Genomic DNA, 13,313 nt, shown 5'->3' on the forward strand with positions numbered 1-13,313 from the left:
GATCACTTCTCTGCTGTTGCCAGTCGGGAGCGGCGAAGGCCGTACAGGAAGTAGAACACGAGCCCGGCGACCATCCAGCCACCGAACCACAGCCAGGTGATGGCCGGGAGGCTCCACATCATGTACGCGCAGAAGGCGAAGCCGAGAATCGGGGTCACCGGGAAGAGCATGACCTTGAAGGTGCGGTTCATCTCGGGCCGCTTGTAGCGCAGGATCACCACGGCCACGTTCACCAGGGCGAAGGCGAAGAGCGTGCCGATGCTGGTGGCGTTGGCCAGTTCGCCCAGCGGGATGAAGGCAGCGAGGACGCCGCAGAAGAGCGAGACGATCACGGTGTTCGCGCGGGGTGCGCCGGTGCGCTCGTTCACCTTGGCGAACACCTTCGGCACGAGTCCGTCGCGGGACATCGCGAACAGGATGCGGGTCTGGCCGTACAGCACGGCGAAGACGACGCTGGCGATGGCGATGACCGCGCCCGCGGCGAGCACCACGCCCCAGAAGCTCTGGCCCGTGACGTCCTTCATGATCTGCGCGAGCGCCGCCTCGGTGCCCTCGAAGTCCTGCCACGGCATGGCGCCCACGGCGACCAGCGCGACGAGGCAGTAGAGCACGGTGACGATCAGCAGCGACAGCATGATCGCGGGCGGCAGGTCCTTCTTCGGGTTCTTGGCCTCTTCACCGGCGGTGGAGGCGGCGTCGAAGCCGATGTACGAGAAGAAGAGCGTGGCCGCGGCGGCGCTGATGCCGGTGACACCGAGCGGGGCGAGGGGGGCGTAGTTGCCGGCCTTGATGCCCATGAAGCCGATGCCGATGAAGAGCACCAGCGTCACGATCTTCACCATGACCATGATCGTGTTGACGCGGGCACTCTCCTTGGCGCCGCCCATCAGGAAGACCATGGCGAGCAGCACGACGACGAGTGCGGGGAGGTTGATGAAACCGCCCTCGCCCAGCGGTGCGGACACCGCGCTGGGGATGGTCACGCCGATCGTGCCGTCGAGCAGCTCGTTCAGGTACTCGCCCCAGCCGACGGCGACGGCCGCGACCGAGACGCCGTACTCCAGGACCAGGCACCAGCCGCAGACCCAGGCGATGAGCTCGCCCATGGTCGCGTACGAGTACGAGTACGAGGAGCCGGACACCGGGATGGATCCGGCGAGCTCGGCGTACGACAGCGCCGAGAACAGGGCGGTGAGGCCGGCGACGACGAACGAGATCGCGACGGCGGGGCCGGCGAGGGGGGTGGCCTCGCCGAGCACCACGAAGATGCCGGTGCCCAGGGTGGCACCGATGCTGATCATCGTCAGCTGCCACATCGAGAGCGAGCGGCGGAGACTGCCGCCCTCGCCCTGGCCGCCCTCGGCGACGAGCTGCTCGACCGGCTTGCGGCGCATGAGGCGGCTGCCGAGCCCGAGAGCCGGGCCGCCGGGGTCCTGCTGGGGAGTGACGGGTGGCGCTGCGCCGTGATCCAACACTGGGGAGGCTCCTTATCGCTGCCTATCGGGAGGCGGCGACCGAGGCGGCTCCCGTGCGGGGGCATGACTGAGCAGCCCTGAGCGGGGGGAATCGCCGAGCAGACGGTCCCCGCCACTCCACGTACAGCGAGGACCTTACGAGGTAGGCGTTCCCGACCGTAATGCATGAGCTTTGCGCACCCGCGCAAGATCATTGCGTGCTTGCGGCGCCGACAGAGGTTCGTTGCACAGCCGCGCAAAAGTGTTCAGATCTCACGCAGACGGTCGGCGATCTCACGAAGGAGCGACGGGTCGTGCGAGCCCCGGCGGGCGGGCGGCTCCGAGATCCGGACCAGGCCCGCCTCGACCAGGTCGACGAGCAGGACGCGTACGACGGTGAGCGGCAGATCGGCGTCGGCGGCGACCTCCGCGACCGGGCGCGTCCCGCGGCGGACCAGTTCCAGCAAGGAGCTGCGGGCATGGTCGAGCCGTGGCTCGGGCCGGTCCCATTCGGCGGCCGCGACCTGTGACATCAGGTCGATGTGATGCTCCGCGGCGGGACGGGTCCGGCCCCGGGTCACGGTGTACGGCCGCACCATCGACCCGGTTTCGTCCTCGTACCAGTGGTCGTTCACGGGCTATCTGTCGGCGGCCTCGGAGACCGAGCGCGCGGGGACGGCCATATGCCGGCCGACGCGCCTGACCAGGAGCGCCATCTCGTGGGCGAGCTGTCCGACGTCGGTTTCGATGTCGCTGAGCACCGCCAGCCGGCTGCCGTCGCCCGCGGGGGTGATGAAGAGATACGCGCCGTCGAGCATGACCATGGTCTGCCGGACCTTCCCGGCTGCGAATCGTGAACCGGCTTCCTTGGCGAGGCTGTGGAAGCCCGCGCAGACGGCGGACAGATGCTCGATGTCGCGCGCGGGCATGCCGCGGGAGGCGCAGGTGACCAGCCCGTCCGCGGTCAGCAGCACGGCCTGCCGGACGTGGTCCGTCCTGGCGAGCAGATCGTCGAGCAGCCAGCCGAGGTCGCCCGCGGAGGTCGTGCCCTCGGGGTGGTCGCGATCGTCGCGGCCGTCGTGATCGTTCCGCTCAGCCATCGTGGCCCGTCCCTTCGTCGTTCGTACCGGAGCGCTCGCCGGACTCCGGCGCGGCCTTCCGGCCCCGGTCGAGTCCGCGCTGGAACGCGCCGAAGATCGTCCTCATCTCGTCCGCGCTGACCTCCCGCTCCGGCGCGTCCTGGTCCGCGTCCGCTTCCGCGGGTCCGTCGCGCAGGGGGGCGGCGAGCGAGGCCTGGCGGACGCGTGTGGGCAACGTCCGCGGCCCGGAGCCGCCCGCCGGCTGAGCCGGCTGAGCCGGCTGAGCCGGCTCCGCACGCTCCACGTGCTCCCCGCGGCCGCTCTGCGGGCCGGCCCCGTCGCCGTCGCCGGCCTTGCGTACGCGCCTGGGCAGCGTACGGATGACGGCGCCGCCGGTCGGGGGCTCGGAGGTCGACGACCCGGAGGCGGACGACTCGGAGGCGGCGGTCCCGGAAGTGGCTCGCTCCTGTACGGGCGCCGCGGCCCGGACCGGCGCGATCCCCGCCGCGGCCCGGACCGGCGCGGCCTGCGGCGTGCTCTCCCGCGGGGAGCCGGGCTCGGGCTCGACCTGGGCGACGATCGCGTTCGGCAGGAGGACCACCGCCGTGGTGCCGCCGTACGGCGAGCGGGTGAGAGTGACGGTGATGCCGTGCCGCCCGGCGAGACGGCCGACGATGTACAGGCCCAGGCGCTCGTCCTGGACGGGGTCGAAGTCACCCGGCCTGGCGAGCGTCCGATGGGCCCGGGCGAGCTCCTCGGAGTCCATGCCGAGGCCGCGGTCGTCGATCTCCAGCACGAAGCCGTTGCGGGCGGCCCCCGTGCGCATGGTCACCTGGGTGTGCGGCGGGGAGAAGGCCGTCGCGTTCTCGACGAGTTCGGCGACGAGGTGGACCACATCGGCCACCGCCTCCGCGCCGACGCCCACCTCCGGCATCGGCGGCACGACGACCCGCGTGTAGTCCTCGATCTCGCCGACCGCGGCGGCGACGACGTCGACCAGCGGCACCGGCCTTCGCCAGCGCCGCCCCGGTGCGGCACCGGAGAGGATGATCAGGCCCTCGGCATGGCGTCGCATCCGGGTCGTCAGATGGTCGATCCGGAAGAGGTCCTCGAGGGTGTCCGGGTCGGTGGTGCGGCGCTCCAGCGTGTCGACCAGCTTCGACTGCCGGTGCACCAGCGCCTGGTTCCGCCGCGCGATGTTCAGCAGTACGGCGAAGATGCCCCGCCGCAGCGTCGCCTGCTTGACGGCGGCCTCGACGGCGGCGCGCCGCGCCGCGTTCAACGCCCGCCCGACCTGCGTGATCTCGTCCGGTTCGCGGTCGTCGTCGCCGAAGTCGAGCGGCGGGGCGGCGGCGGCCGCGTCGACGTCCTCGCCCGCACCCAGCCGCTCCATCACCTCGGGCAGCTGACGGGTCGCCAGGACGTCGGCCGCGTCACGCAGTTCCTCCAGCCGCCGGGCGATACGCCGGCCCGCGCTCACCGAGAGCCAGATGGACAGCCCGACGGCGACGAGACCGACGACGCCCACGACGGCGGCCTTGACCATCTCGCGGTAGGCGAAGGCCCGTCCGCGCTCCGCCGCGTTGCGCGCCGACTCGGTGCACAGCAGCATGTAGCGCTTGACCGCCCGGTCCGTCGTGGTCCGCCACGATTCGGCGGCCATGGCCTGGCCCGCACCTGCGGCACCGGCCCGCAGCAGGGCGTCCTCGCCGGAAGCCAGCGCCCGGTACTCGGCGCCGTGCCGGAAGTCCGTGAACAGCTTCTGGGAGTCGGCCGGGAGGTCGGGGACGTACGTCCGGTGGAAGACGCGCCGGTCCTCGATCGTGGCGGTGAGCGTGTCGTACTGGCTGTCGGTCAGGCTGCCCGCGGCGCGCGCCCCGGCGACGAGCGCGTCCTCCCGGGACACGAACTCCCGTACCCGCACCAGTTCCACCACGACCTGCGCCTCACGGGCGAGCTGCCCGGCCTGCAGGGCCGTGAGCGTGGACTGCACGTCGAAGGTCGGCTCCACGATCGCGGTGTACGCGTCGACGGCCCGGTTCCAGGTGATCGTCCGGTCGAGGACCTGGTCCCGCAGGCCTTCGAGCCGTGCGGCCGCGTCGGCCATGGCGTCCAGGGACTGCCGTTGCCGCGCGGAGAGATCGTCGCGCCGCTCCTGGTCGCCGAGCGCGTCCCGCATGGCCTCGACGGCCCGGTCCGTCGAGCGCTGCTGCTCCAGCAGCGCGGCGGCGTCGGCCGTACCGTCGGCCCGCTGCCCGGCTCCCAGATACGCGGCGGCGAGCCGGCGTTCGATCTGGATCTGCCCGACGGCCGTGTCGACCGGGGTGCCGAACGCCTCGTAGATGCCCTCGAGGCGGATCAGGGCCCGCAGATCTCCCGTCACGGACACCATGGCGAAGCTCCACAGCGTCACCAGGGCGATGATCGGCAGGACGGTGAGGGCCACGATCCGTCCACGGATCGTGGGACGGCGCAATCGCCGGCGCATGGACTCCCCAGAACGTTCGGGACAACTGACCAGCGGCGGTTACCGCCCGGTAGGCGGAGTCAAGCTACGCGACATGTCCTCCGTGGCGCAATGCTCCCGCCGGTAACGGCAGAGGCGAGGGCACTGCGCCTCCATTGACACTTCGTCAGGTCTGCTGCACGGTGCCGCGGAACTGCCGACAACGGGAGGGATGGGTATGGATCTGGACGTGCTGTACGAGATCGACGTCCCGCGGCCGTGGGACGGGCCGCATCCCCACGGGCAGCGCGCGGCGGAGCAGCGCGCCTACCGCGAGGCCGTCGAACAGATCAGGCTCGCCGACCGGGTCGGCTTTCCGCACCGTGTGGGCCGTCGAGCACCACTTCCGGGAGGGCCGTTCGCACTGTCCCGCCCCGGAGGTCCTCCTCGGCCATCTGGCAGCGCTCACCGAGCGGATCAGGCTCGGATTCGGAGTCACCCTCACTCCCTTCGGCTTCACCCCGCCCCAGCGGATCGCCGAGAAGGTCGCGACCGTCGACGTGCTCTCGGACGGCCGCGTCGAATGGGGCACGGGACGCTCCACGCCCATGGAGCAGACGGCGTTCGGTGTCGACCGCGAGCAGTCGCGCGCCGACTGGCGCGAGGCGATCGAGATCGTCACGGGCATGTGGCGCGAGGAGTACTTCTCGTACGCGTCGCCCCGTTTCACGTTCCCCCGGCGGATGGTCACTCCGAAGCCGGTGCAGGATCCGCATCCGCCGGTCTGGATGGCGGCGACCTCGCCGGGCTCGGCAGAGGTCGCGGGCGCGAGCGGGCTCGGGCTGCTGTCGTTCTCGATCATGCAGCCGCTGGAGGCGATGGCCCGCCAGATCGCCGCGTACCGGCAGGCCGGGCGTGCACCGTGCCCGGTCACGGATGTGACGACGGACCGGGTCAGCGCGTACACGCTGGTGCATGCCGCCGACCGGCCGGGCCCACGGGTGTGGGAGTCGGTGGCGTGGTGGTACGGCAATCTCGCCCGGTTCACCCTCGAATGGGAGCTGCCGCATCTCGACGACGCGCAGCGCGAGCAGGCCTTCCCCCTGCTGACGCCGATCCTGGAAGGGGCCGTTCCCGTACGGGAGTTCAGCGACGGCGACATGATCCTCATCGGGGACGCGGAGACGATCGTACGGAAGGCCAAGCGGTACGCGGACCTGGGTGTCGACCAGCTGATCTGCTACGTCCAGTGGGGGTATCTGGAGCACCGCGAGATCCTGCGGACGATCGAGATCCTGGGGAAGGAAGTCATTCCCGAGCTGGCGTCGTACGAGCCGGGGCGACCGGCGTCATGACCGGCAGCGCCGCACCCGGCACCTCACCCGACAGCCCATCCGACACCTCACCCGACATCTCCCCCGTCCCCGACTACGCAGCGCTGCACCGCCTCGACGACCGGGCCTTCGTCGTCCTCGGCGCGGGAAACGGCATCGGCCGGCAGACCGCGCACGCGCTGGCGGCCGTCGGCGCACGGGTGCTCTGCGTGGACGTCGACAAGGAGCGGGCGGAGGCGGTCGCGGCGGAGACGTCCGGCCTGGCCCACGTCTGCGACGTGACCGACCGGGCAGCTGTCGAGGCCCTGTTCGCAGGCGCCCGGCGGCAGTTGGGCGCGGTGCACGGCGTCGTCGACATCGTCGGCATGGCCCGCTATGCGCCTCTCGCGGAGCTGGACGACGCCGCCTGGGACTGGCATTTCACCATCGTGCTGCGGCACGCCCGGCTCGCGGTCCGGTACGGCGGCGAGGCCGTCGCCGCGTCCGGCGGCGGACCGCTGGTCTTCGTCGCCTCGGTGTCGGGACTGACGGGTGCGCCGCTGCACGCCGCGTACGGGGCGGCCAAGGCGGGCCTGGTGTCGCTGGTGCGGTCGGCCGCGGTGGAGCTCGGCCCGCGCGGGGTGCGGGTCAACGCCGTCGCGCCGGGGGTCGTCTGGACCCCGCGGGTGGCCGGGCTGCTCGGCGAGGAAGGCCGTCGGCGCAATGCCGCGAACGCCCCGCTCGGCCGGGTCGCCCGGACCTCCGACATCGCCTGTGCCCTGCACTTTCTCGCGTCGGACATGTCCGCGTACGTCACCGGCCAGACACTGGTGGTCGACGGCGGGGTAGCCGTGAAGTTCCCGTACCCGACGATCGGAGGCCGGACGTGACGCCGGACATGCCCTGGCTCGAACCCGGACCCTTTCTGCGCGGGGTGGCCTGGCGCGACGGTGAGCGCGCGGTGCGTGCCGATCCGGCCGACACGGCCCGGCTGCCGTGGGACACCTGCGAGCGGGCGGCGCTGCCCATCGGCGTACGGCTGGAGTTCACCGCGCCGGACGGGGCGCGGGCGGTCGAGGTGCGCTACCGCGCCGCGGTGCCGGGCCCGACGGATGCCCTGCGTGATCTCGCGCACTGCTTCGCCCTGTGGCAGGACGACCGGTGTGTCCACGAGTCGTTCACCGAGCCCGCCGAGGAGGCGACGGCCACGATCCGGCTGCCGGCCGGCACGGGCCCGTTCACGATCCATCCGCCCGAGTCCCAGTCGCCCGTGTTCCTGGGTCTTCGCGGGGTGGGCGGGACGGTGGCCCCCGCGCCGGTACGGCCCCGCTGGCTCGTCCACGGCGACTCCATCACGGAGGGCTGGTGGTCGACCCGCCCGGCCCACTCCTGGCCGGCCGCCGTCGGCCGGTGCCTCGGCCTGGACCCCGTCAACCTCGGCTACGCGGGTGCGGCACGCGGTGAACTCCCCACCGCACAGCAGCTCGCGGCCCTCCCCGGCGATCTGCTCACCCTCGCCTTCGGAACCAACTGCTGGTCCCGGATCCCGTACTCGGCTTCCCTGCTCTACGAGACGACGCGCGCGTTCGTCACTCTCGTACGCCAGGGCCACCCCGACACTCCGCTGCTGCTGCTCTCGCCCGTGCTGCGCCCGGACGCCGAGTCGACGCCCAACGCCCTCGGCGCCACGCTCGCCGAGCTGCGCACGGCCATGGAGGACGCGGCCCGGGACCTCGTCTCGGCGGGCGACAAGCAGCTTGCGCTCCTCCCGGGCGGCTCTCTGCTGGAACCCGAGCACCTTGCGGACGGTCTCCACCCGAACGACACGGGACACGCCCTGCTCGCGGCGGCGGTGGCGGACGCCCTGCGCACTGCGGGGTTCGCCGGCCCGGGGGTCTCTGCTGCCGCGTGACGCTTCCGGCCGCCCGGCGTGCGGGCGGGTGTTACGGGGCGGGGGTACGGGAACGGCCCCCGGGAAGATCCCGGAGGCCGTTGTCGTGGCGCTGACCTGTTGGCGCCGGCCAGTTGGCCGTGCCGGAAGACACAACCTAGTTCCAGCTGGCGTGCAGCGGCTTGCCCTCCGCGTAACCCGCGGCGCTCTGGATGCCGACGATCGCCTTCTCGGCGAACTCCTCCAGCGAGCCGGCGCCCGCGTACGTGCAGGAGGAACGGACGCCCGCGATGATCGAGTCGATCAGGTCCTCGACGCCCGGGCGGGCCGGGTCGAGGAACATCCGCGAGGTGGAGATGCCCTCCTCGAAGAGCGCCTTGCGGGCCCGGTCGTACGCCGACTCCTCGCTGGTGCGGTTCTGCACGGCGCGCGCGGAGGCCATGCCGAAGGACTCCTTGTACGGACGCCCGTCAGCGGTGTGCTGGAGGTCGCCCGGGGACTCGTACGTGCCCGCGAACCAGGAGCCGACCATCACGTTGGACGCACCGGCGGCGAGCGCCATGGCGACGTCGCGCGGGTGACGGACACCGCCGTCGGCCCACACGTGCTTGCCGTACTTCTTCGCCTCGGCGGCGCACTCCAGGACGGCCGAGAACTGCGGCCGGCCCACACCGGTCATCATGCGGGTGGTGCACATGGCGCCCGGGCCCACACCGACCTTGATGATGTCCGCGCCGGCCTCGATCAGGTCCTTGACGCCCTCGGCCGCCACGATGTTGCCCGCGACGATCGGGACCTTCGGGTCGAGACCGCGCACGGCCTTGATCGCGGAGATCATCGACTCCTGGTGGCCGTGGGCCGTGTCGATGACGAGCGTGTCCACCCCCGCGTCGAGCAGCTGCTTGGCCTTGGCCACGAAGTCGCCGTTGATGCCGACGGCGGCCGCGATGCGCAGCTTGCCGCCGGCGTCGGTGGCCGGGGTGTACAGGGTCGCGCGCAGCGCGCCCTTGCGGGTGAGGATGCCGACGAGCTTGCCGTCCCGGTCGACCGCGGGCGCGATCTTGCGGTTGGCGTTGTCGAGGGTCGTGAACGCCTCACGCGGGTCGATGTCGGCGTCGATCAGGAGCAGGTCCTTGGACATGACCTCGGACAGCTGCGTGAAGCGGTCCACACCGGACAGGTCGTGCTCGGTGACGACGCCGACCGGGCGCTGCTGCTCGTCGACGACGACGCCCGCGTTGTGCGCCCGCTTGGGCAGCAGGGACAGCGCGTCGGCGACGGTCTGGTGCGGGGTCAGGACGATCGGGGTGTCGAGCACGAGGTGACGCGTCTTGACCCAGGAGATGACGTCGGTGACGACCTCGATCGGGATGTCCTGCGGGATGACGACGAGCCCGCCGCGGCGGGCCACGGTCTCGGCCATCCGGCGGCCCGCGATCGCGGTCATGTTGGCGACGACCAGCGGGATGGTGGTTCCCGAGCCGTCCGGGGAGGCGAGGTCGACGCCTTGGCGGGAGCCGACGGCGGAGCGGCTCGGCACCATGAACACGTCGTCGTACGTCAGGTCGTACGGCGGCTTGAGGTCGTTGAGGAAACGCACGTGCAGAACATCCCAGTCGATCGGAGGTGACCCCCGGGCATTGCAGCCGGGGAAAACGCACGTACTTCATTGTCCCATGGCGCGGGGAACGAACCGTCAGGGCTGATCATCCAGGACCGGGCGACCGTCGTTCGTCGGATCCTCCAAGGGCGAGCAGCACGGCGAGCTGCTGCGGCATGCCGTCGACCGCCTGGGCGAAAACCTCCTGGGCGGTCTCCCACTCACGGGGCCGGGCCCTGGCGTACTCCTGCCAGCGGCAGACGAGGACGAGTGTGCCCTCCTCCCCCGGCAGATCGGTGAGGCAGTCGGCGAGCGCGTCCCAGTTCCGGCCGAACCAGGCGGGCAGTTCCAGGTCGGCGGCGCAGCGTTCCATGAAGGCCGTCTTGTCCCTGACGCCGTGGAGGTCGAGCACGGTCACGTTCCTGCCTGCGACGGCGCCGAAAAGCGCCGCAAGGGGACCGTTTCTCATGGGAGCACTTCCCTGAACGTCTCGTAGTGATCGTCTGTGTAGTAGATCTCCCCTTCCTGCCCCGTGACGATGCGGCGGGCACCGCGGTCGCTCTCGCCGGGGGTGCGCACCGTGTACTCGCGGTAGTAGCCGCGCTTCTGCTGCGGCAGGATCCGCTCGAAGTTGTTGAAGGTGGCGCCGTCCTTCTCGTAGGGGAACGGCCCGCCGCGCTCGATCAGACGCAGGGTCTCGCGGGCTTCGGGTGGCAGTTCCGCGACGCGGACGATCGCCAGGGCCGCGCCGGTGGGTGCCGGGCTCCGCGCGTCGGCGCCGGGGCCGGAGCCAGGGCGGGAGCCGGCGGAGCAGCCGGTCAGCAGCAGGCCCAGGATGGCCGACAGCGCCAGGAGAAGCCGAAGGGGCCGGAGGGACCGGAGAAGCCGAAGGGACCGGAGAAGCCGAAGGGACCGGAGAAGCCGGAGGGGCATGGCGCCGATGCTGTCACGCCCGCGGGGCGAAGACGGTGAAGATCGTGCTGCGCGGGTAGGGAATGCCCCGTGCAGCATAGTGACGAGACACAGCGCGCCGCCCGTCAGGAAGCCGCGAGGCTGACCGCCGAGAGCGTCCACGGAGTGGCCCTGACCTGGGTGGACAACGCAGGCCTCACCCGGGTCAAGGCCGTACCCGTCGGCCGCCTCGCGCCCGCCGCCACGCGCGGCGTCGGCATGTCCCCGGTCTTCGACGTGTACCTCGTGGACGATTCGATCACCACCAGCCGGCACATCGGGGGTCCGGACGGGGACCTGAGACTCGTACCGGACCTGGAACGGCTGACCCCCCTCGCGGGACAGCCCGGCTGGGCGTGGGCACCGGTCGACCGCTACGACCAGCAGGGGGAGCCGTACCGCGCCTGTCAGCGGCTGTTCGCCGGGCGGATGGCCCGGCGGGCCGCCGAGCGCGGCGTCGAGCTGCGGATGGGCTTCGAGACGGAGTGGATCGTGCAGCGGGACGGCGGGTACCCGTGGGCCGGGCCCGCGTACGGGATGGCCCGGGTGGTCGAGCTCTCCGACTACGTGAACGAGGTACTGCGCACGCTGGTCGCGCAGGGCGTCGAGGTGCTCCAGATCCACCCCGAGTACGCGGCCGGGCAGTTCGAGGTGTCGGTGGCGCCGTCGGACCCCGTGGGCGCGGCGGATCTCGCCGTGCTGGTCCGCGAGACGATCCGTGCGGTGACACTGCGGCACGGCCTCACGGCTCTGTTCGGCCCGGTCGTGGAGGCGGGCTCTGTCGGCAACGGCGGGCATCTGCATCTGAGCCTGTGGCGGGACGGGCGGAACCTGTGCCGGGGCGGCGAGGGCCCGTTCGCGATGACGGGTGAGAGCGAGTCCTTCCTGGCGGGCGTCCTGGACGCCCTCCCCGCCCTCCTCGCCATCGGGGCGCCGAGCCCGGCGAGCTATCTGCGCCTCGAACCGTCGCGCTGGGCCGGCGTCTTCCAGTGCTGGGGCCTGGAGAACCGCGAGGCCGCCCTCCGCTTCATCACCGGCGCCCCGGACGACCCGGACGGCGCGAACGTCGAAGTCAAATGCTTCGACGCGGCGGCCAATCCCTATCTGGTGACCGGCGCGGTGATCGCGGCGGGGCTGGCCGGCGTGGACGCCGGGGCGAAGCTGCCGGAGCCGGTGCAGGGCGACCCGGCGGTGCCGGCGACCGCGGCGCCGGACGGGCCGGCGCGGCTGCCCCGGACACTGGACGAGGCGCTGGAGCACTTCGTGCGCTCGAACGTCCTGCGTGGGGCGCTCGGCGAGGAGCTGTTCGAGGCGATCGTCGCCGTACGCCGGGCGGAGAGCAAGCTGTTCGACGGCAGGAGCCCGCAGGAGATCGCCGAGGCCACACGCGGGAGGTACTGAATGGACCTCGCGCTCGCGCCGCTCGTCGACCACCACTGCCACGGGGTCCTGCGCCACGCCCCGGATGCCGATGAGTTCGCCTCCTACCTGACGGAGTCGCACGCTCCGGCCGCGCCCGGCACCAGCTTCTTCGACACCCAGCTGGGATTCGCCGTACGCCGCTGGTGCCCGCCGCTGCTCGGCCTGGAGCCGCACTGCCCGCCCGACCGGTATCTGGAGCGCCGCCGGGAGCTGGGCGCCGACGAGGCGACGCGGAGGCTGTTGCGGGCGAGCGGCACGGGCACGTATCTCGTCGACACCGGGCTGGCGGGGGATCTGACGGGCCCCGCCGATCTCGCGGAGCTCGGCGGCGGCGAGGCGCACACGATCGTACGGCTGGAGGCGCTGGCCGAGCACACGGCGGACGCGGCCCACGGCCCCGGGATGTTCCTCGAGGTGTTCGATCATGCCGTCACCGCCGCGTCCCGCACCGCGGCGGGGTTCAAGTCGATCGCCGCGTACCGCTACGGCCTGGGACTCGACCCCGACCCGCCGACCGCGGCCGAGCTGCACTCCGCCGCCGCGCGCTGGCTGGACGGCCGCGCGCCGGGCGGGCGGCTCACCGACCCCGTCCTGCTGCGCCATCTGCTGTGGTCGGCGGTCGGCACGGGACTGCCCCTCCAGCTCCACACCGGCTTCGGCGACCCCGATCTGCGCCTCGACCGCTGTGATCCACTGCTCCTGACGGACTTCGTCCGGGCCGTCGCTCCGTACGGCTGCCCGCTGGTGCTCCTGCACGGATACCCGTACCACCGGCACGCCGCCTACCTCGCCCATGTGTTCACACATGTGTACGCGGATGTCGGCCTGGCCCTGTCCTACACGGGGGCTCGCGCCACGGAAGTCCTCGCCGAGGCGCTGGAGCTCACCCCCTTCGGCAAGCTGCTGTACTCCAGCGACGCCTTCGGACTCCCTGAGCTGTACGTCGTCGGGGCGCGCGTCTTCGAGGAGGGGCTGACCCGGCTTCTCGACGGCTGGACGGCGTCCGGCGCCTGGTCGGGGGTGGACGCCGAACGCGTGGCACAGCTCCTGGCCAGGGGAAACGCCGAGCGCCTGTACGGCCTGGACACTGCCGGGCCGACGGCCTCGCAGCCCTGACCCGCCCTGACCACGAGCCCCGCGCCCGGCGGGGTCCTTGC

13 protein-coding genes are annotated in these 13,313 nt (G+C 72.1%); 5 read left to right on the plus strand and 8 right to left on the minus strand.

What is annotated here, in order from left to right; translation table 11 throughout:
• Window positions 1-2: 2 nt before the first annotated feature.
• The 5 genes from AC0699_RS00360 to AC0699_RS00380 form a co-directional block, all read right to left on the minus strand.
• Entirely contained in the window at window positions 3-1,475 is a 1,473-nt protein-coding gene (locus tag AC0699_RS00360; protein WP_478653817.1) for an amino acid permease, read from the minus strand.
• A gap of 245 nt (window positions 1,476-1,720) precedes the next feature.
• Window positions 1,721-2,089, minus strand: a complete 369-nt coding sequence (locus AC0699_RS00365; protein ID WP_478653820.1) for a DUF742 domain-containing protein — start codon at window positions 2,087-2,089, stop codon at window positions 1,721-1,723.
• 3 nt (window positions 2,090-2,092) lie between these two features.
• Window positions 2,093-2,554 (minus strand): roadblock/LC7 domain-containing protein, encoded by a 462-nt coding sequence (locus AC0699_RS00370; RefSeq protein WP_478653823.1) that lies wholly within the window; start codon window positions 2,552-2,554, stop codon window positions 2,093-2,095.
• On the minus strand, window positions 2,547-4,979 hold the full coding sequence (locus tag AC0699_RS00375) for a sensor histidine kinase (protein WP_478653826.1): 2,433 nt from the start codon (window positions 4,977-4,979) through the stop codon (window positions 2,547-2,549). The genes AC0699_RS00370 and AC0699_RS00375 overlap by 8 nt, the downstream gene beginning before the upstream one ends.
• Before the next feature lie 187 nt (window positions 4,980-5,166).
• Complete coding sequence (locus AC0699_RS00380; RefSeq protein ID WP_478653828.1) at window positions 5,167-5,361, minus strand: hypothetical protein; 195 nt, start codon at window positions 5,359-5,361, stop codon at window positions 5,167-5,169.
• A gap of 1 nt (window position 5,362) precedes the next feature.
• Here AC0699_RS00380 and AC0699_RS00385 point away from each other — a divergent pair, with 1 nt between their 5' ends.
• From AC0699_RS00385 to AC0699_RS00395, 3 genes are read left to right on the plus strand one after another with little or no spacing between them, the layout of a single operon-like run.
• On the plus strand, window positions 5,363-6,334 hold the full coding sequence (locus AC0699_RS00385) for an LLM class flavin-dependent oxidoreductase (protein ID WP_478653831.1): 972 nt from the start codon (window positions 5,363-5,365) through the stop codon (window positions 6,332-6,334).
• Entirely contained in the window at window positions 6,331-7,182 is an 852-nt protein-coding gene (locus AC0699_RS00390; RefSeq protein WP_478653834.1) for an SDR family NAD(P)-dependent oxidoreductase, read from the plus strand. Before AC0699_RS00385 ends, AC0699_RS00390 begins: the two co-directional genes overlap by 4 nt.
• 8 nt (window positions 7,183-7,190) lie before the next feature.
• Window positions 7,191-8,204, plus strand: coding sequence for a GDSL-type esterase/lipase family protein (locus AC0699_RS00395; RefSeq protein WP_478654587.1), 1,014 nt, complete (start codon window positions 7,191-7,193; stop codon window positions 8,202-8,204).
• Window positions 8,205-8,340: 136 nt separating this feature from the next.
• Here the strand turns inward: AC0699_RS00395 and AC0699_RS00400 are convergent, their stop codons facing one another.
• The 3 genes from AC0699_RS00400 to AC0699_RS00410 form a co-directional block, all read right to left on the minus strand.
• Window positions 8,341-9,783 carry a GuaB1 family IMP dehydrogenase-related protein gene (locus tag AC0699_RS00400; protein WP_478653836.1) on the minus strand — a complete coding sequence of 481 codons (1,443 nt, stop codon included), beginning with the start codon at window positions 9,781-9,783 and terminating at the stop codon, window positions 8,341-8,343.
• 106 nt (window positions 9,784-9,889) lie between these two features.
• Window positions 9,890-10,252, minus strand: a complete 363-nt coding sequence (locus AC0699_RS00405) for a barstar family protein (RefSeq protein ID WP_478653839.1) — start codon at window positions 10,250-10,252, stop codon at window positions 9,890-9,892.
• Window positions 10,249-10,716 (minus strand): guanyl-specific ribonuclease, encoded by a 468-nt coding sequence (locus AC0699_RS00410; RefSeq protein WP_478653841.1) that lies wholly within the window; start codon window positions 10,714-10,716, stop codon window positions 10,249-10,251. The genes AC0699_RS00405 and AC0699_RS00410 overlap by 4 nt, the downstream gene beginning before the upstream one ends.
• A 69-nt stretch (window positions 10,717-10,785) precedes the next feature.
• Between AC0699_RS00410 and AC0699_RS00415 the strand changes: the two genes are divergently transcribed.
• Window positions 10,786-12,135 (plus strand): type I glutamate--ammonia ligase, encoded by a 1,350-nt coding sequence (locus tag AC0699_RS00415; protein ID WP_478653844.1) that lies wholly within the window; start codon window positions 10,786-10,788, stop codon window positions 12,133-12,135.
• Window positions 12,136-13,272, plus strand: a complete 1,137-nt coding sequence (locus AC0699_RS00420; protein WP_478653846.1) for an amidohydrolase family protein — start codon at window positions 12,136-12,138, stop codon at window positions 13,270-13,272.
• Window positions 13,273-13,313: the final 41 nt, after the last annotated feature.

The organism is Streptomyces sp. NPDC043870 (assembly GCF_056435785.1).